General features: G+C 49.4%; 17 protein-coding genes. 15 read left to right on the forward strand and 2 right to left on the reverse strand.

Translation table 11 applies throughout. The annotated features are described in order from the left end of the window. Positions 1–752: 752 nt before the first annotated feature. The 15 genes from LRP57_RS07980 to LRP57_RS08050 all read left to right on the forward strand — a co-directional run bounded on the left by LRP57_RS07980 (position 753) and on the right by LRP57_RS08050 (position 16,406). Positions 753–3,266, forward strand: coding sequence for an HAD-IIA family hydrolase (locus LRP57_RS07980; protein WP_231206121.1), 2,514 nt, complete (start codon positions 753–755; stop codon positions 3,264–3,266). Positions 3,267–3,271: 5 nt separating this feature from the next. Continuing rightward, positions 3,272–3,451, forward strand: coding sequence for a hypothetical protein (locus LRP57_RS07985; protein WP_231206123.1), 180 nt, complete (start codon positions 3,272–3,274; stop codon positions 3,449–3,451). Between the two features lies 1 nt (position 3,452). Next, positions 3,453–4,286 (forward strand): TlyA family RNA methyltransferase, encoded by an 834-nt coding sequence (locus LRP57_RS07990; protein WP_231206125.1) that lies wholly within the window; start codon positions 3,453–3,455, stop codon positions 4,284–4,286. Then, a complete protein-coding gene (locus tag LRP57_RS07995) occupies positions 4,283–5,284 on the forward strand; it encodes an NAD kinase (RefSeq protein WP_231206127.1) in 1,002 nt (333 codons plus the stop codon). The genes LRP57_RS07990 and LRP57_RS07995 overlap by 4 nt, the downstream gene beginning before the upstream one ends. Then, a complete protein-coding gene (gene recN / locus LRP57_RS08000) occupies positions 5,248–6,942 on the forward strand; it encodes a DNA repair protein RecN (RefSeq protein ID WP_231206129.1) in 1,695 nt (564 codons plus the stop codon). The genes LRP57_RS07995 and recN overlap by 37 nt, the downstream gene beginning before the upstream one ends. A gap of 5 nt (positions 6,943–6,947) precedes the next feature. Continuing rightward, on the forward strand, positions 6,948–8,129 hold the full coding sequence (gene steA, locus LRP57_RS08005; RefSeq protein WP_231206131.1) for a putative cytokinetic ring protein SteA: 1,182 nt from the start codon (positions 6,948–6,950) through the stop codon (positions 8,127–8,129). 15 nt (positions 8,130–8,144) lie between these two features. Further along, positions 8,145–9,056, forward strand: a complete 912-nt coding sequence (locus tag LRP57_RS08010) for a copper transporter (protein WP_231206132.1) — start codon at positions 8,145–8,147, stop codon at positions 9,054–9,056. 215 nt (positions 9,057–9,271) lie between these two features. After that, positions 9,272–9,898, forward strand: a complete 627-nt coding sequence (locus tag LRP57_RS08015; RefSeq protein ID WP_231206134.1) for an NUDIX domain-containing protein — start codon at positions 9,272–9,274, stop codon at positions 9,896–9,898. Between the two features lie 104 nt (positions 9,899–10,002). Further along, positions 10,003–10,698 (forward strand): helix-turn-helix transcriptional regulator, encoded by a 696-nt coding sequence (locus LRP57_RS08020; protein WP_231206136.1) that lies wholly within the window; start codon positions 10,003–10,005, stop codon positions 10,696–10,698. A gap of 61 nt (positions 10,699–10,759) precedes the next feature. After that, positions 10,760–12,211, forward strand: a complete 1,452-nt coding sequence (gene sufB / locus LRP57_RS08025; RefSeq protein WP_231206138.1) for a Fe-S cluster assembly protein SufB — start codon at positions 10,760–10,762, stop codon at positions 12,209–12,211. Between the two features lies 1 nt (position 12,212). Then, the gene (gene sufD, locus LRP57_RS08030) at positions 12,213–13,382 is read left to right on the forward strand and encodes a Fe-S cluster assembly protein SufD (protein WP_231206140.1); all 1,170 of its coding nucleotides are present in this window, start codon (positions 12,213–12,215) and stop codon (positions 13,380–13,382) included. Positions 13,383–13,453: 71 nt separating this feature from the next. Further along, entirely contained in the window at positions 13,454–14,206 is a 753-nt protein-coding gene (sufC, locus tag LRP57_RS08035) for a Fe-S cluster assembly ATPase SufC (RefSeq protein ID WP_231206142.1), read from the forward strand. 12 nt (positions 14,207–14,218) lie between these two features. Next, positions 14,219–15,517, forward strand: coding sequence for a SufS family cysteine desulfurase (locus LRP57_RS08040; RefSeq protein WP_231206144.1), 1,299 nt, complete (start codon positions 14,219–14,221; stop codon positions 15,515–15,517). Beyond that, on the forward strand, positions 15,514–15,981 hold the full coding sequence (gene sufU / locus LRP57_RS08045; protein WP_231206146.1) for a Fe-S cluster assembly sulfur transfer protein SufU: 468 nt from the start codon (positions 15,514–15,516) through the stop codon (positions 15,979–15,981). Before LRP57_RS08040 ends, sufU begins: the two co-directional genes overlap by 4 nt. Further along, on the forward strand, positions 15,978–16,406 hold the full coding sequence (locus tag LRP57_RS08050) for a metal-sulfur cluster assembly factor (protein ID WP_231206148.1): 429 nt from the start codon (positions 15,978–15,980) through the stop codon (positions 16,404–16,406). Before sufU ends, LRP57_RS08050 begins: the two co-directional genes overlap by 4 nt. A 317-nt stretch (positions 16,407–16,723) precedes the next feature. On the opposite strand, the gene tgt is transcribed toward LRP57_RS08050, so the two are convergent. Then, a complete protein-coding gene (gene tgt / locus LRP57_RS08055) occupies positions 16,724–18,043 on the reverse strand; it encodes a tRNA guanosine(34) transglycosylase Tgt (RefSeq protein WP_231206150.1) in 1,320 nt (439 codons plus the stop codon). Continuing rightward, positions 18,040–18,663 carry a queuosine precursor transporter gene (locus tag LRP57_RS08060; RefSeq protein ID WP_231206196.1) on the reverse strand — a complete coding sequence of 208 codons (624 nt, stop codon included), beginning with the start codon at positions 18,661–18,663 and terminating at the stop codon, positions 18,040–18,042. The genes tgt and LRP57_RS08060 overlap by 4 nt, the downstream gene beginning before the upstream one ends. Positions 18,664–18,846 lie beyond the last annotated feature (183 nt).

The following is an 18,846-nucleotide window of genomic DNA, read 5'->3' on the forward strand; positions in this document are numbered from 1 at the left end:
GCACGGGGCGCACAAACGTGCGCACGCACACACACGCGGGGCAACACAGCCTAGCGTGCGGGAAGCAGTAAACACGCCGAACAGCAAAGACGCAGGGCACGCGGCTGGGCAGCACACAAGCGAACAAAACAGGCGGACAGGCTGCTCGTGGGACACTGACACAAACACCTTCGATGACCAACCCACACAGGCAGCAAACAGAGCGCACGCGAACAAAACACTGAACAAACACGGTGCCAGTGAACAAACACGCAGGACAGAGCCCACAACAGCCTAACAACAGCAAAAAACAACACACTGTACGGCTGGGCACCGGACAAACACGGTGCCACTGAACAAACAACCGAGCAACCCACACGCACGCGCAAACACAAGCCCGCGAGCAACACAACACTCACACACGCGCACGGCGAACAAAACACGAGCGCGCAACAACACACGTAGGCAGCAAACAGAGCGCGCTAAATACACGCAGGACAGAGCCCACACGAGCACGCAACAACACACTGTACGGCTGGGCAGCACACAAGCGAACAAACGTGGAACAAACACGGACGCCCAGCGCACACAAGCGAAGAATATATGTACGCGGCACAATGAAATAAAACCCTGTGGATAACTTGTCACCCACCAAACCCACACAATAAAATACTTAATATCATCTTTCAGGGATACAATGCTGTGATTGACTTTAATCGCAGACCTTTAATAAACGACGATAAATGCGAATATGCAGAATAGAGGAACACGCCATGGCAGAAAAATTCCAACGACGTTCGCGCGATGATGAGCGTGGCGGGTTCCAACGTAAACAATGGCGTGATCGAGAAAATCATTCCTCTCATAATCGTGCAGACCATGAGGATCGTAGGTCTTTTAGTCGCGATGACCGAGGTGATCGCAGGTCTTTTAACCGTGATGATCGTGGGGGGCGTGATTCATTCGCACGTGGAGATCGTAGGTCTTTTAGTCGTGATGACCGTGGGGATCGTAGGTCTTTTAGTCGCGATGACCGAGGTGATCGCAGGTCTTTTAACCGTGATGACCGTGGAGATCGTCGTTCTTTTAACCGTGATGATCGAGGTGATCGTAGGTCTTTTAGTCGTGATGACCGTGGTGATCGCAGGTCTTTTAACCGTGATGACCGTGGAGATCGTCGTTCTTTTAACCGTGATGATCGAGGTGATCGTAGGTCTTTTAGTCGCGATGACCGTGGTGATCGCAGAAATTTTGCTTCTACCCGCACAGAGTCACGTAAACCACGGCAACACGATTCACGTCAACAAGGGCCTCAGACAAAAACATGGTCCAGTACAGACCGCTATGAATCACCAGCAGCTCAAGAGCCAGTTATCCCTGCCGGTGTGTCAGCAGATGAACTTGACCATGAGGCATTGCGTGCCCTTGAAACACTTTCCGGTCCTAACCGAGATATAGTGGCACGTTTCCTTGTCATGGCAGGACAGCTCATTGACATTGATCCTGAACTGGCCCACACATATGCAACTGCTGCAGCTGCGCGTGCAGGTCGAGTTGATGTCGTCAGGGAAGCAACTGCTCTCACAGCCTATGCTTCTGGACGATACGAAGAAGCATTACGTGAGGTACGCGCTGTTCGCCGGATGAGAGGTGATAACTCATTACGCGCCATCGAAGCCGACAGTGAGCGCGCACTTGGACGGCCTGAAAAAGCTGTTGAAATCATTGAAGCAACAGATCCACGTACGCTCGACATGAATGAGCAAGTCGAACTCGTCCTTGTCTCCTCAGGTGCCCGTGCCGATCTTGGTCAATCAGAAGTCGGACTGCTCCTCGTTGACGATGCTTTAACAGCTTTACCTACTGATGCTGATTCTTTCCTCGTTGCACGTCTGATGTCAGTGAAAGCTGATCGCCTCCGAGAACTAGGGCGAAATGACGAAGCTGATGAAATTGAAGCTGCAATTCCTGATGATGAGAATCCAGATATCATTGATATTGGCCTCATTGCTGATGCGGATGTCGATGACAAACGCAGTGCCCTACGTGGCAGTGACACCCCACTATCTGAACTCTTTGACGCAGCTCTTATTGACCTTGATGGGACAGCTTACAGTGGGAAAACAGCAATTCCATACGCTGCTGAAGGCGTGATAGCAGCACGTGCTGTAGGTATGGAAACTGCTTTCGTAACAAATAATGCGGCACGTACACCTGAAGAAGTAGCCAAACACCTGACAGAACTAGGCCACGAAGCTACAACAGACATGGTCATGACATCCTCAATGGATGTTGTTGCCCTTATGTCTGAACACCTTAATGAAGGTGCACGAGTACTTGTTATCGGCTCAGAAGGCCTACGTCAACCCGTGACCCAAGCAGGGTACATCATCGTTGAGAGCGCTGATGAAGAACCAGAAGCAGTCATTCAGGGACTCGATAAAGAAGTCACGTGGGAACGACTCAATGAAGCTGCTTTTGCCATTCAAAAAGGCGCAGCATACTTTGCAACAAACCTTGATAGCTCGCTTCCCGTTGAACGCGGTGAAGCCCTAGGCAATGGCGCGCTCGTACGAGCAGTACAACAAGCCACACGAAAGCGTCCTATTGCTGCGGGTAAACCACAACCTGGTATTTATCGGCGAGGCGCTCAACTAGTAGAAAGTAGCAACCCGATTGCAGTTGGTGACCGATTAGAGACTGACATCATGGGTGCAGTCGCTGCAGGGATCCCTTCACTCCATGTTCTCACAGGCGTTCATGACGCTCGCGCCGTCATTACAGCGCCTAAAGGTCAAAGGCCTTCTTTCTTGGCTATCGATATGCGCGGCCTCAACGAAACACATCCCATACCAAAACACCACACTGATGGTACATGGACCTGCGGCTACTCACAGATAGCTCGTGCTGACCGCTATGGCAAACTCAGCCTCGATGGGATTGCTCTTGAAGGCCCCGAATACACCGTTACACTTGACTCATACCGAGCACTGGCTGCTGCAGCATGGGAATACGCCAGTGAAGGGCGTGAAGTAACATGCCCGCTTATACACGTGGTACCGAATGATGACCCCAACGGTATTGTCAAAGCTCCTGAACCAGCAGAGGAATCCCTGCAGCCAGAAGGAGAAAACGACGAAAAATCCACGGGTAAAAACCAGCAAACTACGGAAAAAACACCGACTTTCCTGCCAGGAGAAGAAGAACTAGCAGAACTTCTCGGACCAATTGACAACGCAGAGCTTGATGAAATCCTGCGCTTAGATGATGAGGATATGACGGAGTAAACACAATGACAGGGCCCCTTCCCGCTCCTCCCGAACATCAGGTAAACACTACGGCACAAACAGCATTACCTGATGTGGAGGAAGCGCTGGTCGATTTTGAAGATAAAGCAATTGAAGAACAGTTGCATCTCCTTGAAGAAATCGAGAAGAAACTACGGGTAGCCCTGACAGGGCACGGAGAATAATGTGAAACTCAGAAGGATCGACTCTGAACTTGTCAGGAGAGGCCTCGCACATTCACGGACAAGCGCTCAAGAACTCATACTTGCAGGGCGAGTCCTCGTGGACGGCGAGGAAATACATAAACCTGCACGACAAGTCGATCCTGCTCAAGCGATCGTCATACGCGAATCAGATCAGATCGAATACGCATCACGAGGGGCACATAAACTCGCAGGAGCTCTTGACGCCCTCGGTGAAAAAGGCCCACGTATTGCAGGACGACGCTGTTTAGATGCAGGCGCATCAACAGGTGGCTTCACAGATGTCCTCTTACGTAGGGGGGCCTCCAGCGTTGTTGCCGTTGACGTAGGCTACGGTCAGCTCATATGGCGTCTGCGTACGGATCCGCGCGTAGAAGTACACGACCGCACAAATGTACGCACCTTGCGCGCAGGTGACATTACGCCACCACCTTCGCTTATCGTAAGCGACCTTTCTTTTATTTCCCTTACACTCGTGCTCCCCGCACTTGTTGACGTAGCCTCCGATGATGCCGAATTCTTACTCATGGTCAAACCCCAGTTTGAAATTGGGAAAGAACGATTAGGACACGGCGGGGTCGTACGTAACCCTGAACATCACGTCGAAACCGTATGCTCAGTTGCCCAGTGCGCCTTTGACCATGGATTAGGGATCAGCGCTGTTGAAGCATCCCCCCTACCAGGGCCAGCAGGAAATGTCGAATACTTCATATACATGCATCGTCAGCAAGAAGGCGTAATTACTCGTGAGACACTTAAAACATATGTGAAGCAAGCCGTCCAACGAGGACCGATGGGAAATGCGCGTCCATTATGAGTATTCACCGTGTTCTTTTGATCTACCATGCCATTCGAGCATGTATCGCCGCTGAGGAAACCGAGAAGCAACTACGACAACGCGGATATGACGTGAGGCGGATCTCCTCAGCTGACAAAATGGCATTGAAACACGCAGCTACACAACCCATATCGGATATTGAGTTCCCGCACTCAAGTGATGCGCACCCATCACAAAAACATAAGCTGTCAGTTACTCCAATACAAGCATCAGGACGTGCCCTTGCCTCTCAAACCACTGATAGCCCTGCACAATTCGACCTTGTTTTAGCTCTTGGTGGGGATGGAACGATACTGTCAGCAGCTGCCTGTGCGCGATACTGGGATATTCCACTTTTAGGACTCAACATGGGGCACATGGGATTCCTTGCAGAAGAATCTCAAGAAAATGTTGCAGACCTCGTTGATCGAATATCTGACGGACACTTCTTAATTGATACACGTATGACTTTAGAAGTAAACGTCTACACTCCAGATGGTCACATCCACCACGATTGGGCCTTAAATGAAGCCGTTCTGACACATACAGACGACACGCATCCGGTAGATATGGTCCTAGCAGTAGACGGGCAAGACGTATCAACTTACGGCGCAGACGGCATGATATTAGCAACCCCTACAGGCTCAACCGCCTACTCATTTTCTGCAGGCGGTCCAGTCGTATGGCCAGATACAGAAGCAATCATCATGGCTCCTCTGGCCGCGCACGGGCTTTTTACCCGCCCACTGGTCGTAGGTCCCTCATCACGTATAGAAGTCAGCGTCCTCGAAAGCGCACGAACTGATGCTGTAGTGTGGTGCGATGGCTTACGAGCAATTGCCGCTCCCATAGGAAGCACAATGGCAGTGAGCGTGGGAACACGATCCGTTCACCTCATACGATTGGATGACACTCCCTTTTCTACCCGCCTTGTTCACAAATTCCGCTTACCAGTTCGCGGATGGAGGCACAACGACAACCGAGGAAACAGCCAGTGATTTCAACAATCGACATCCAATCTTTAGGGGTCATTGATGAGGCTCATCTTGAATTTGGTCAAGGACTAACTGTACTGACCGGTGAAACTGGTGCCGGTAAAACGATGATCCTTACCTCGCTGCAACTCCTCTTAGGTACGCGGGCAGACCCCGCTTGGGTACGCGCAGGCGCAGAAAAAGCACAAGTAGATGGATTCTTTGACATTAGCGATGACCTCATACCACTCATAGAAGAACACGGAGGAACAACTGAGGACCATGAACTGATTGTGTCACGTGCTCTGGCAACGCACGGACGATCACGAGCCTACCTTGGAGGCCGCGCAGTCCCAGCAAGTATCCTCTCTGATGTCATCGGACGATTAGTTACCATTCATGGGCAAGCAGACCAACTCCAATTACGGTCAGCATCAACGCAACGGCACACCCTTGACTCATGCGGATCAGCTGAACATCAAAAACTTCTACACGAATACCAACAAACATGGTCGGCGGCCGTAGCAGCAAAACAACAACTCGACACCGTCAGAGAAAAAACTGACGACATGGGTGCGCGTCAAACCTACTTGAAAGAACTGACCACCCGTATCGCTGAACTTGATCCCTATGAAGGCGAAGACGAAGATCTGAAACTCGAAGCGGAACGCCTCGCACATATCGAATACTTACGCACTCACATAACACGTGCGCACACAATGCTGTCAGGGACAACGGATACCCTCGGTATAGTTGACATACTGCGTGATGCTGCTAAAGAAATACAACAAGCAGAACGACTAGATACCTCGCTAAGCCCGTATCGTTCACAACTTGAACCCCTCGCTTTAGAACTTGAAGCAGCAGGTGAAGGCTTAGAACGATACCTCACACAGCTTGAAGCGCATCCGCAACGCCTTGCCGAAATACATGAAAGACGTGCAGCGTTGCGTTCCCTGATGAAAGGGAGAGCCAGTGACGTTACAGAGCTATTGCGCTGGCAAGAACAGGCACTGGCTGAGCTCAAAGCCTTAAATTCTTTGGAAAACGATCCCGAAGTATGCGCCGAAAATTTAGCGAAAGCACAACAAAAAGTTATTGAATGCGGAAGCCGTTTACGTCGTTCTCGTCACACGCTTGCCCAAGAACTCTCACAGCGCATTACAAATGAACTACACGGTCTTGCCATGCCTGAGGCAGTTTTTTCTATCACCCTCGAAGAAACAAAACCTCAGCCTCACGGTACAGAAGATGTGCGTATGCTCTTGCAGCCTCATCCCACTGCACCAGCGCGCCCTCTAGGACAAGGCGCGTCAGGAGGCGAACTATCGCGCGTGATGCTTGCCATTGAAGTAGTCATTGGAACACGTGAAGCTACACGTACCTACATTTTTGACGAAGTTGACGCAGGTATTGGTGGTCATACAGCAATTGAAGTAGGTGCCCGTTTAGCACGTTTAGCTCAAGGCAGACAAGTAGTTGTTGTTACTCACCTTGCGCAGGTTGCAGCTTATGCTGACACTCATTTGCTAGTAGAGAAAACCGCAGGAACAACGACTGTGCGTTCGCTGAGTGGTCAGGAGCGAGTAAGCGAACTGGTACGGATGATGGGTGGAGATCCTCACTCAGAGACGGCACGCCGACATGCTTCAGAAATCTTGCGGCATACCGTGCCAGAATAAGGCAAATGAGTGCTACAGATCGGACTGGACGAAACGAACAGTTACTGGCTGGTCGTGTTCGTGTTGACGAAAAAACTCGCGCATTAGCCGCGCGACTGGAGCCTGGCGATATTGCCGTGATCGACCATCCTGACCTTGATCGTTCAACTGCTGATGCCTTACTGGCTGCTCGTCCTCAAGCAGTTTTGAATGCTGCACCATGCGTCACAGGGCGGCATCAAGTTCTTGGTGCACGCATCCTCACACAAGCTGGCATCATCGTCATTGATGATCTGGGACCTGATGTGATGATGTTGCGTGAAGGTGATGAAATCACAGTTGACCATAACGGACACGTGCAACGTGACGGCCTCACAATTGCAACAGGAACACTGCGAACACACACGTCTTTTAATGACGACATGGATCAGACTGATCGCGTCAATACACAGCTGCTGTCTTTTGTTGCTTCTGTCGAAAACTACCTTGCGCAAGATGGTGACATACTATTTCGTGGGCACGGAATCCCACAGTCGCAAATCGATATTCATGGCAAACCAGTGCTACTAATATCCGACTCGCAAGAAACGCCCGCAGAACTCAAAGCCTTAAAGAAATGGATCCGTGACACTGACCCCGTGGTTGTAGTCGTTGATGCTGGGGCAAAACATGCCAGACGTGCGCATCTCAAGCCGCGTATCGTGATAGGCGATATGGATACTGTTCCTGAAAAGATCTTACGTTCAGGAGCTCAACTTCTTGTACGGCAAGGCCATGATGGAATTGCTCCTGGTCGTGAACGATTAGCACGAATGGGTGTTGCGCATGATGTCATCGAATTTGGCGGATCTGCGCAAGACGCAGCCGTACTATTTCTTTCATACGCAAAACCCACGGTTATTGTCACTGTCGGACAGCATCACAGCGTTGAAGACCTGATTGATCGTGGGCGAGGAGCTATGGCTCCGACATTCTTTACACGCTTGGTTGCGCAAGACCTTATTGTGTCTTCTCGAGCTGTAGCTGCTATGCACCGCCCACGACTGCGCGCTACCAGCATAGTTTTATTGGCTTGCGTCGTTGTATGCACTATGGGTGCTGCTTTAATGACTACTCCGTGGGGGCAAGACATGGCTGCTGTGGTTGGTCATTACTTCTCTCATCTTTTCGGATGGTCTTCACCGTCGTCTCTGACACCTACTAATTAGAAAGAATCCTGATAAATGGTGAATTTTCGTTACCATGTGGTGTCCCTAATTGCGGTTTTTGCTGCCTTAGCAATTGGGGTAGTTCTGGGCGCAGGGCCGCTGCAAACACGTGTGGCTTCTGTGGCTTCCTCACGTAATGACTCTGCAGCTAACAGCGCGGAAACAGCGCGATTAAAAACTGCTGCTGAAGCTGAAGCAGTAGGTGTGAAATCTATCGCCGCTCAAATCCTCACCGGCAAGTTATCAGATGTAGCGGTTGTGACGGTGGCTCTGCCTGGTGCTTCGTCCGATGATGTTGCGCTGGTTCGTACTCACCTCGAAACTGCTGGAGCTAAAATTGCAGGAGCAGTATCGCTCAGTGACAACTGGGACGCGGATCGGATGGCCACGTACCGGCAAACTCTTGCAACTCCAATTCAATCGCATCTGACATCTTCGCTCGGAACGAATGTGACATCCGATGGAGTCATCGGTGCTGCGATCGTTGAAGTTCTGACATCAAGCGGAGCAGAACGCGATTTAGTGCAAGAGATTCTGACAGATGCAAATACTCCGATCATGTCGATTGACCAACAGTTGGAAACTCCCGCGCAGGCGCTGTTGCTTATTGGCCCTCGTTCGAGCGGAGGAACCGGTTCTGGTGAGGCGCAGGCGGCTGTGTCTGACCGTGCAGTATCAGCGTGGGTAGGTATCGCACAAGCAGTGGCAAAAGCACCCCAGTCAGGTGTTCTACTGGGTGATGCTTCATCTGATTCAGCTATGTTGGCGCAAGTTCGGACCTTAGGAGCAGGAATTTCTACAGTCGATTCTGTAGGAACAGCGACCGCGGCTCTATCCGCAGTCCTTGCACTACCTCAAGCAAAAAATGAGTCAGTGGCTTACGGTTCTGCTTTGGGAGCGCAACAGGGAATGCCTAAAATTTCCTGAGCCTATGACAAAGTGAACAGGGGGAGGAGGCCTTGCCTGCTTCCCCTGATTCTTTTAGGCGATGAGTGCTGAACGTGAAAGAAACAGTTTTGGCCTTGAAGTGAAAAGAAAGTATGACTGCAACACTTTGTATGGTTTAGTGTCAGGTGACGATAATTTTGATATCTCAAGTGACGATAGTGTCATATTGCTTTGGGCAGAAAGGAAACATCGTCATGAGTGAAAATGCGCTGAAAGATGTTCATGAGAAACGACAGGTTATTGCACGCTCGCATCATTGGGATGGTCGAATAATAAGTGTTGTTGAAGATCATGTGCTTTTGAAAGCAGGAAGCAAGCCAGTCAAACGTGAATATGTCACACATCCTGGTGCTGTCGCTGTTGTGGCTTTACGTGGTGAAGCAGGCAAAGAAGAAATCCTGATGATTCGCCAGTATCGGCATCCTGTAAAAGCGTTCCTATGGGAAATTCCTGCAGGATTATTGGACTGTGTGGGTGAAACGCCTGTTGAGGCAGCACAACGTGAATTAGCGGAAGAAACAGATTTAGCAGCGGATCAGTGGAATGTCTTAGTCGAATATTTTAATTCTCCTGGGTGTTCTACAGAATCTGTTCGTATTTTTCTTGCGCAAAATCTTCACACGATACAAACAGGCTATGTGCGCACAGAAGAAGAAGCTGAGACTGAACTGCGTTGGGTTTTACTTGATGACGCTCTGAGGCAATGCCTTGAAGGAAATATACATAATCCCTCTGCAATAACAGGCATCATGGCAGCTTATGCGGCTCGTTCACGGTGCTGGGCAGATTTACGTGAAGCCAATGCGCAGTGGATGCGATAAATGCTCTTGCGAATTATGCCACCTCACCGAATTTCACAACGCCATTTTGTCGAAAAGGCCGTAGAATTTTGAAAGGTAGTGGATGAAATAGGACGGAGGGCCTAATGGCTGAGCATACTGATGCTTGTACTCGCGAGCAGGTTCTTGACCTTGTCGTTGAAAAAGGCCCCGTCACTGCCTCAGTGATAGCCCGAGTTTTAGGGCTGACCACTGCTGCAGTGCGTCGTCACATTACTATTTTGCTAGATGGTGATGAAATTGCTGAACATGACCCGCGTCATCAAAGTAAACGCGGGAGAGGACGCCCAGCACGTCACTATGTAGCAACTGAGCGTGCACACGAACGCCTGACAGATGCCTACAGTGAAATCGCAGTCAAAGCACTTGGATATTTAGGACAAGTTGGCGGCGAAGAAGCAGTGGAATCCTTTGCTGCTGCGCGTTCACGTGAAATTGAACGACGCTATGCGCCTATCGTTCGAGACGCAGGTAATGACCCACGAGTCCGCGCGCAAGCGCTCGCGGATGCCCTTACACAAGATGGTTACGCGGCGACTGTACGTGACATTGGCGGCGGCGGTTTCGCCATCCAATTATGCCAAGGACACTGTCCAATTCAGCAAGTAGCTGGAGATTATCCACAGCTCTGCGATGCGGAAACACAAGCATTTTCACGATTGCTTTCTGTACACGTGCAGCGACTTGCCACACTCGCCGGTGGCGAACACGTGTGTACAACGCATATTCCGGTAAATACTCCGTTGATGCGTTCAAGCGCGAGGACTGTTTTACGTAAGTAAAGCATTCAGGTGCTTAATCCCTGTTATTTTCACGGTTAAAACGAACAAAGAAGGAACACGTATGACGCAGGCAGCGCCACAGACACAAAAAGTCGTGGATCAGCCTATGACTGACGAAGAAATCATCGGATCAATCGGCGCTTACGAATACGGATGGCGCGATAACGATGACTATTCGCAGGGGGCAAAATACGGTATTAACGCGGATGTTGTTCGCGAAATCTCAGACCGTAAAGGCGAAAGCGAATGGATGCGCGAACGCCGCCTGAAGGCTCTTGAAATTTTTGAACGTAAACCCATGCCAACATGGGGACCAGATTTATCTTCCATTAACTTTGATGATTTCAAGTACTACGTCACGCCAACAGATCGCACCGTCGCAAGCTGGGAAGATCTGCCTGACGATATACGTAAAACCTATGATCGCCTCGGAATCCCAGAGGCTGAAAAGAACCGCCTCGTTGCAGGTGTTGCTGCACAATATGAATCCGAAGTTGTATACCACCAAATTCAAGAAGACCTTGAAAAACAAGGCGTGATCTTCCTAGACACCGATACGGGTCTACGTGAATACCCTGAAATTTTTGAGGAATACTTCGGGCGCTGTATACCTGCAGGTGATAACAAGTTTGCTGCACTCAATACCGCTGCATGGTCGGGTGGCTCATTTGTTTACGTACCACCGGGTGTGCATGTTGATATCCCATTACAAGCATACTTCCGTATCAACACTGAAGCCCTCGGTCAATTTGAACGCACACTGATCATTGCGGACGAAGGCTCTTACGTACACTACGTTGAAGGATGCACCGCACCAATCTATGACGAAAATTCATTGCACTCCGGTGTGATTGAAATTTTCGTGAAAAAAGATGCCCGCGTGCGCTATACAACAATTCAGAACTGGTCAACAAATGTTCTCAACCTCGTGACACAACGAGCCATGGTTGAAGAAGGCGGCACCATGGAATGGGTAGATGGCAACATGGGAGCCGCTATCACCATGAAATATCCAGCTTGCTTCCTGATGGGTGAACACGCACGAGGAGAAACCCTCTCCATTGGTTTCGCAGGACCCGGGCAACACCAAGACACCGGAGCAAAGATGGTGCACATGGCACCGCACACTTCCTCGTCAATCACCTCAAAGTCTGTTTCACGAGGCGGTGGCCGCACTTCCTACCGTGGTCTTGTGCAAGTAAACGCGCGTGCGCGCCACTCCAAATCAAATGTGTTATGCGACGCATTACTGGTTGACAAAGTATCACGCACAGACACATACCCCTACGTTGACGTGCGCACAGACGACGTAGAAATGGGACATGAAGCCACCGTTTCTAAAGTCTCAGAAGATCAATTGTTCTACCTGATGAGCCGTGGCTTAGAAGAATCTGAAGCTATGGCAATGATTGTGCGTGGCTTCGTTGAACCCATTGCGAAAGAACTACCAATGGAATACGCACTTGAACTGAACCGTCTCATCGAATTGCAGATGGAAGGATCCGTCGGCTGATATGACTACAACAAATATCACTGAACGCCCACATTCTCATGGGCTTACCCCTTCTACTATTAACCGTGCTGATCGTTTTGCCACCTTTGATTTGGCTCAAATGCCTATGCCAGCAGGACGAGAAGAGGACTGGCGTTTCACCCCGATGCGTCGCATTGAGAGAATCCTTGATCCTTCGCTCTACAGTGAACAAGATGCCCCTGTGACGGTGAATGCTCCTGAAGGGGTACAGGTAGAAACAGTTGAACGCACAGATAAACGTCTGGGAAGTATTCTTGCACCAACAGACCGCGCCGCTGCTGTGGCATGGGATCGTTTCAGCACATCAACTGTGATTACTATTCCCAAAGGCATTACTTTGGACACCCCAATCATAGTGACTGTGGATGAACTGGCTGATATTCGTGCGCAACATATTTTTATTGAAGCCTGCGAACAATCCCAAGCCACCGTTATTCTTACCCATAGCGGGGGGAATACATCCGCACTTGCGCAAACTGTTGAAATCACAGCAGGGGACGCCTCACAACTGACCGTTGTCAGTGTTCAAGAATGGGATGAGGAAGTCACCCATGCTTCCAGCCATCGTTTAGCGATCGGTCGTGATTCCCGTGTTAAACACATCGTCGTTACTCTGGGCGGCGATCTTGTCCGTGTAAATGCGGAAACAGATTTCCGAGGCCCCGGAGCTGAACTGACAATGCTGGGCCTGTACTTCGTTGATGCAGGACAACATTTAGAACATCGTATTTTTGTGGATCATTCACAACCGAATTGCTACTCGCGAGTAACCTACAAAGGCGCATTGCAAGGGCGCGACGCACATTCAGTATGGATTGGTGACTGCCTCATACGTGAAGCCGCTGATGGGACAGACACATACGAGCTGAACCGCAACCTAGTTTTATCTGAGGGAGCGAAAGCAGACTCTGTGCCAAACCTCGAAATTGAAAACGGTGAAATCGCCGGCGCAGGCCACGCATCAGCGACAGGACGTTTTGACGATGAACAGCTTTTCTATCTGATGAGTCGAGGTATTCCAGAAAAAGAAGCCCGTCGCCTGGTTGTTAGAGGCTTCTTTGCTGAACTTATTGACCAAATTGGTGTGCCTTCCGTACAGGAACATCTGATGACCGCTATTGAGAAAGAACTCGCGCGATCTGCGCAGTAAATCCTGATCCCACTTCATAGACGACGAGCGGAAACCACAATAATTGGTGGTACAAACGCTGAGGAGGAAAAATGTCCACTCTGACAATTAAAGATCTTCACGTCACCGTTGAAACCAGTGACGGCCCGAAAGAAATCCTTAAAGGTGTAAACCTTACTATTCGTTCCGGTGAAATCCACGCCATTATGGGACCGAATGGATCAGGAAAATCCACTCTTGCTTATGCGCTTGCAGGACACCCCGCCTACGAAATCACTTCAGGTGAAGCATGGCTTGACGATCAACTGATTACCGAAATGGGAGTTGACGAACGCGCTCGAGCAGGCCTTTTCTTGGCTATGCAATACCCGGTAGAAGTTGCAGGGGTATCCGTATCAAATTTCCTGCGCTCAGCAAAAACCGCCATTGACGGTGAAGCACCTGCGATCCGTCACTGGATGAAAGATGTCAAGAGCGCAATGGATAATCTGCGTATGGATCCTGCCTTCGCTGAACGTGATGTGAACGTAGGATTCTCAGGCGGTGAAAAGAAGCGTTTAGAAATCCTCCAAATGGAATTGCTGAAACCATCTTTTGCTGTCCTTGATGAAACAGATTCAGGTTTGGATGTCGACGCACTGCGTATCGTATCTGAAGGAGTAAACCGAGTACATGACACAACCCAATGCGGTGTCATGCTGATTACTCACTACACGCGCATCCTGCGTTATATTCGTCCAAGCCACGTGCATGTTTTCGTTAATGGTCGAGTTGCAGCCCAGGGCGGTCCTGAGCTTGCTGACGCCCTCGAAGAAAACGGTTACGACGAATACCTGACACGCTGAGGGTAAAAATTCATGACAGAGGCACTTTCTGCGAGTCCTTTTAACGCTGACGAAATAGAAAAGATTCGTCGAGACTTCCCAATCCTGAAACGTACAGGCAGGGGAGGACGACCAATCGCTTACCTTGATTCTTCAGCGACCTCGCAGAAACCTGCCTGTGTTATAGACGCGGAAGCACAGTTTTATCGTCACTCAAATGCTGCTGTACACCGTGGCACCCACCTACTAGGTGATGAATCCACACAGATTTATGAAGACGGCCGGCACGCACTAGCACATTTCATAGGTGGAGCAAGCGATGAAATCGTGTGGACAAAAAACGCGACAGAAGCTATCAACCTGCTTGCCTTATCAATGGGACATGCCTCATTGGGACGCGGAGGAGCCCAAGCCGCACCTTTACGAATAGGCGCAGGTGACCGTATTGTTGTCACACGAGCTGAACATCACGCGAACCTTATTCCATGGCAAGAACTGTGTGCCCGTACAGGTGCAGAACTTGCATGGCTCGACCTTACCCCAGACGGACAAATTGACCTCAATACTTTATCCGTTATCACTGAGCGCACTCGTCTGGTCGCTTTCACACATGTATCAAATGTGACAGGAGCGATTTCGCCTATTGACGCTATCATTGCTGCTGCACGTCGTGTGGGCGCCCTTATTCTTTTAGATACATGCCAATCAAGTGCCCACATGCCTGTGAATATTGCTGCACTCGATATTGATTGTGCTGTTTTTTCTTCACATAAAATGCTTGGCCCTACAGGGGTAGGTGCTTTATGGGCCAGACGTGAACTGCTTGAAATGATGCCGCCTGTTTTTACAGGAGGCTCCATGATCGCAGGGGTCACGATGACAGAGGCAGAATACATGCCAGCGCCGGAACGTTTTGAAGCAGGCTCGCAACCGGTCGCACAAATTGCTGGATGGACAGCCGCATTAGAATACCTTTCAGGGTGGGGAATGAGCCGCCTTGAAGCACATGAAAAAGTACTCACACAACGTTTACTTGAAGGAATCTCACAGATACCGAATGTGCGTATCCTTGGCCCCTCAGCTGCACATGAACGCATAGGTGTTGTGAGTTTTGCGGTGGAAGGTGTGCATCCGCATGATGTGGGGCAAGTCATGGATGCAGAAGATGTTGCTGTGCGAGTAGGACACCATTGCGCTATTCCATTACATACTTTCTTTGGAGTGCGATCCTCAAATCGTGCATCTCTTGGAATCATGACAAATAATGAGGACGTAGATCGTTGCGTAGAGGCGCTCGCTTCGGTGGGTCGTTATTTTGGAGGTGCCCGATGAGTAGTCTTGACCAGTTGTACCAGCAGGTCATTTTGGATCATTCCAAAGAACGACACGGCAGTGGACCTGTAGGTAGTTACGCGGTGCAGTCACATCAGGTGAATCCTACCTGTGGTGATGAAGTCACGTTAGGTGTGACTTTAGATGCTGACCAGCGGATAGGGAGTATTTCGTGGGATGGGGAGGGCTGTTCCATTTCGCAAGCCTCATTGTCGATGCTTTATGACCTTGTACGTGGAAAAAATGCGGATGAAGTGGCTGCTTTATATGCAGCAATGGAAACAATGATGCATTCACGTGGGCGAGGAGTATCAGAAGATATTCTTGACATCTTAGAAGATGCTGCTGCTTTGGAAGGGACATCGCAATTTCCTAACCGCGTAAAATGCGCGCTTTTAGGTTGGTACGCTTTACGTGATGCACTGACTAAACTTGGCACAGATATTGCAGGAGAAAATAAATGAATAATCCAATGGCCCAATCTGAACCAGTGGAGCAGCGCTTTGCTCCTGTGGAATCAGCAGCGACATCCGACGCACAGGTACGTAACATTGAAGGCACAGACATTATTGAAAATGGCAGTGTCAATGGTGAAGATATCCTTGAAGCATTACGTGATGTGATTGACCCTGAACTGGGAATTAACATCGTAGACTTGGGTTTAGTTTACGGGGTTATCGTATCGCCTGAGGACGCGATTACATTGGACATGACCTTGACATCTGCTGCCTGCCCTTTGACGGATGTGATTGAAAGACAAGCACAAATGGTTCTGGCTATTTTCAGTGCAGATGTATCAATTAACTGGGTATGGATGCCAGCATGGGGACCGGACCGTATTACTCCTGATGGACGCGATCAACTGCGTGCGATTGGCTTTAATGTCTGATTGCTGCTGAAGCCTGACGGCATTTCAGTAGGAGGTAAGGAAGAAAGAATATCTTTTACTTCTTCACCTCAAACACACGTTCATATTGCGCGGATAAAGTAACGCTGAAAGTAAAAAGTAAGAGCGGATTATGGACTGCCGTTACTGATGATGAAGTTTTATCCGAGGTCTACCCATAATTGCTGCATCATACCAACTCAAGTATTACACGCAGCATAAAACATGGGGTCATACCCAAAAATATTCACCCCGCTTATTGCATAGAAGCAAAGAGAAACGGGGTGAATACAACAGTCACTCTGTGAAAAGTTCATAAACTATGAACCAGAAGTTGACCTTTTTGCTGTGAAACGACCAAGCATATCGTCGCGGAAATCCGTGTAACAGTCCTCATCAATTGACTGACGAATCGCATCAACCAGACGCAGAGTAAACCATTCATTGTGAATGGTTGCCAGCGTGTAACACAACAGCTCTTTCGCCTTGAATAAATGGTGAATATACGCACGAGTGTAATGTGTACATGTATAGCAGCCGCAACCATCAACAAGGGGAGAAAAATCGCGTCGGAAACGTGAGTTCGTGATGTTAAAACGACCATGAGGACCATAAATAGCGGCATTACGAGCCACACGCGAAGGATTCACACAGTCAAAAGTGTCCGCTCCGGCCTCGACCCCACGGAAAAAATCATCAGGCTCAGAGATACCTAACAGATGACGTGGACGATCCTCGGGAAGCTCTGAGCAAACCCATGTCAAGATTTTCCCGAGGTTTTCTTTTTCTAACGCGCCACCTAAACCAAAACCATCAAAACGTTGGCCCTCTACCTCCATATCAGCGAGTGTTCGAGCAGCATGGCGACGTAAATCCTCATATTGAGCGCCCTGAACAACACCCCATAACTGCTGATATGGATAAGAAGCACGTTCCTCGGTCAGTCGTTTATGTTCAGCTAAACAACGACGCGCCCACCTGTGAGTACGTTCCAACGACTCCACCTGATATGAGTACGGGTGCAGCAGTGAGGTCAACTCATCAAAAGCAAACATGATGTCTGAACCCAGATGATGTTGAATACGCATAGACACTTCAGGAGTGAAACGATGTTTCGCGCCATCAATATGACTGCGGAAAGTTACAGAATCATCGTCAACAACCGCGCGGGAAGCCTTCACTGCTTGACGATGAATACGTGGATCACCTGTATCAGAAGCGCCAGAAAACTCCTGCGAGAGGACCTTCTTAAAACCTGACCCCAAGGAAAGAACTTGGAAACCGCCTGAATCAGTGTATGTCGGGCCAGCCCAATTCATAAAAGAACCAAGGCCACCCGCCTCGTCAACAAGTTCTGCGCCCGGCTGTAAATACAGGTGATACGCATTCGCTAGGACAGCTTGAGCACCACATGAGCGAATCATTTCAGGAACAAGAGCTTTGACTGTTGCCTTTGTTCCCACCGGAATAAAAGCAGGAGTACGAATAATCCCATGTGCAGTATGGAGTGTCCCTGTTCGTCCGAGCTCGTTTCCCGTGGTTAAACGGGTACGAATATCAAAACCGCGGTCACGAATTGACTCAGGGAAAGAAGATGCAGTGTGCTCCTGAGGAGGAGCAGAAAGCCAATTTTCAATCATGCGGCAAGTACTTCCTGCCCGGAAAGCCCTTCAACACGTCGAATAAAAGCAATGACGCGGTATGTGATCGGCAGAAGAACAACTTCTACAGCTACTTTATACACGTAGCCCGTGATGATGTAGTTCAGGAACTCGTAGCCGGGGATAACTCCGATAAAGGCAATCGTGCAGAAAAGCACGGTGTCTGCTGCCTCACCGACCATTGTAGAACCGATAAGACGCGCCCATAAACGATGCGCACCCCAGCGTTGACGGATCATAACAAGGACAAAAGCGTTAATCAGCTGACCGGCAAGATATCCAATGACAGAAGCAGCCACAATACGTGGAACAAAGCCGAGGACAGCTTCAAAAGATTCCTGCGCTTCATAGCCCGGACCGATAGGGGAAATCTGGACAAGATAGAAAGAAAGCGAAGCAAGTATAGACGCCGCAAAGCCCATGATAATGACTCTGCGTGCTCGACCAAAGCCGTAAACCTCAGCTAAGACATCGCCCAAAATATATGTCAAAGGAAAAAGTAATGCGCCACCATCAAAGACAAGGTGAATAGGCCCTGCATCCAATGCGGTTACTTTTGTTGCAGCGATATTAGATATCAGCAAAAAAGCAACAAACATGACAGCAACAATGTCATATACGCGGGGAATACGAAGTGACGGTGAAACAGAAGAATCAGGAAAAGACACAATAAACCTCTATGCGTAGACAAAATGCATATTTAATTCTGCCTGTTGTACGGAAAAAATGCTGATTCTGACACGTGATGAAGGCGTGGTGATATCCACAAAGAAACGGAATAG

Source organism: Schaalia sp. lx-260 (assembly GCF_021083645.1).
In the GTDB taxonomy this organism is placed as follows: domain Bacteria; phylum Actinomycetota; class Actinomycetes; order Actinomycetales; family Actinomycetaceae; genus Pauljensenia.

Bases quoted from the DNA above. Each gene is read 5' to 3' on its own strand.
- sufD (WP_231206140.1), top strand. From the start codon at position 12,213: ATGACTACAACAAATATCACTGAACGCCCACATTCTCATGGGCTTACC.
- sufU (WP_231206146.1), top strand. From the start codon at position 15,514: ATGAGTAGTCTTGACCAGTTGTACCAGCAGGTCATTTTGGATCATTCC.
- tgt (WP_231206150.1), bottom strand. From the start codon at position 18,043: ATGATTGAAAATTGGCTTTCTGCTCCTCCTCAGGAGCACACTGCATCT.
- LRP57_RS08010 (WP_231206132.1), top strand. From the start codon at position 8,145: ATGGTGAATTTTCGTTACCATGTGGTGTCCCTAATTGCGGTTTTTGCT.
- LRP57_RS07985 (WP_231206123.1), top strand. From the start codon at position 3,272: ATGACAGGGCCCCTTCCCGCTCCTCCCGAACATCAGGTAAACACTACG.
- recN (WP_231206129.1), top strand. From the start codon at position 5,248: ATGGAGGCACAACGACAACCGAGGAAACAGCCAGTGATTTCAACAATC.
- steA (WP_231206131.1), top strand. From the start codon at position 6,948: ATGAGTGCTACAGATCGGACTGGACGAAACGAACAGTTACTGGCTGGT.
- LRP57_RS08015 (WP_231206134.1), top strand. From the start codon at position 9,272: ATGAGTGAAAATGCGCTGAAAGATGTTCATGAGAAACGACAGGTTATT.
- LRP57_RS08040 (WP_231206144.1), top strand. From the start codon at position 14,219: ATGACAGAGGCACTTTCTGCGAGTCCTTTTAACGCTGACGAAATAGAA.
- LRP57_RS07995 (WP_231206127.1), top strand. From the start codon at position 4,283: ATGAGTATTCACCGTGTTCTTTTGATCTACCATGCCATTCGAGCATGT.
- sufB (WP_231206138.1), top strand. From the start codon at position 10,760: ATGACGCAGGCAGCGCCACAGACACAAAAAGTCGTGGATCAGCCTATG.
- LRP57_RS08060 (WP_231206196.1), bottom strand. From the start codon at position 18,663: ATGTTTGTTGCTTTTTTGCTGATATCTAATATCGCTGCAACAAAAGTA.
- LRP57_RS08020 (WP_231206136.1), top strand. From the start codon at position 10,003: ATGGCTGAGCATACTGATGCTTGTACTCGCGAGCAGGTTCTTGACCTT.
- LRP57_RS07980 (WP_231206121.1), top strand. From the start codon at position 753: ATGGCAGAAAAATTCCAACGACGTTCGCGCGATGATGAGCGTGGCGGG.
- sufC (WP_231206142.1), top strand. From the start codon at position 13,454: ATGTCCACTCTGACAATTAAAGATCTTCACGTCACCGTTGAAACCAGT.
- LRP57_RS08050 (WP_231206148.1), top strand. From the start codon at position 15,978: ATGAATAATCCAATGGCCCAATCTGAACCAGTGGAGCAGCGCTTTGCT.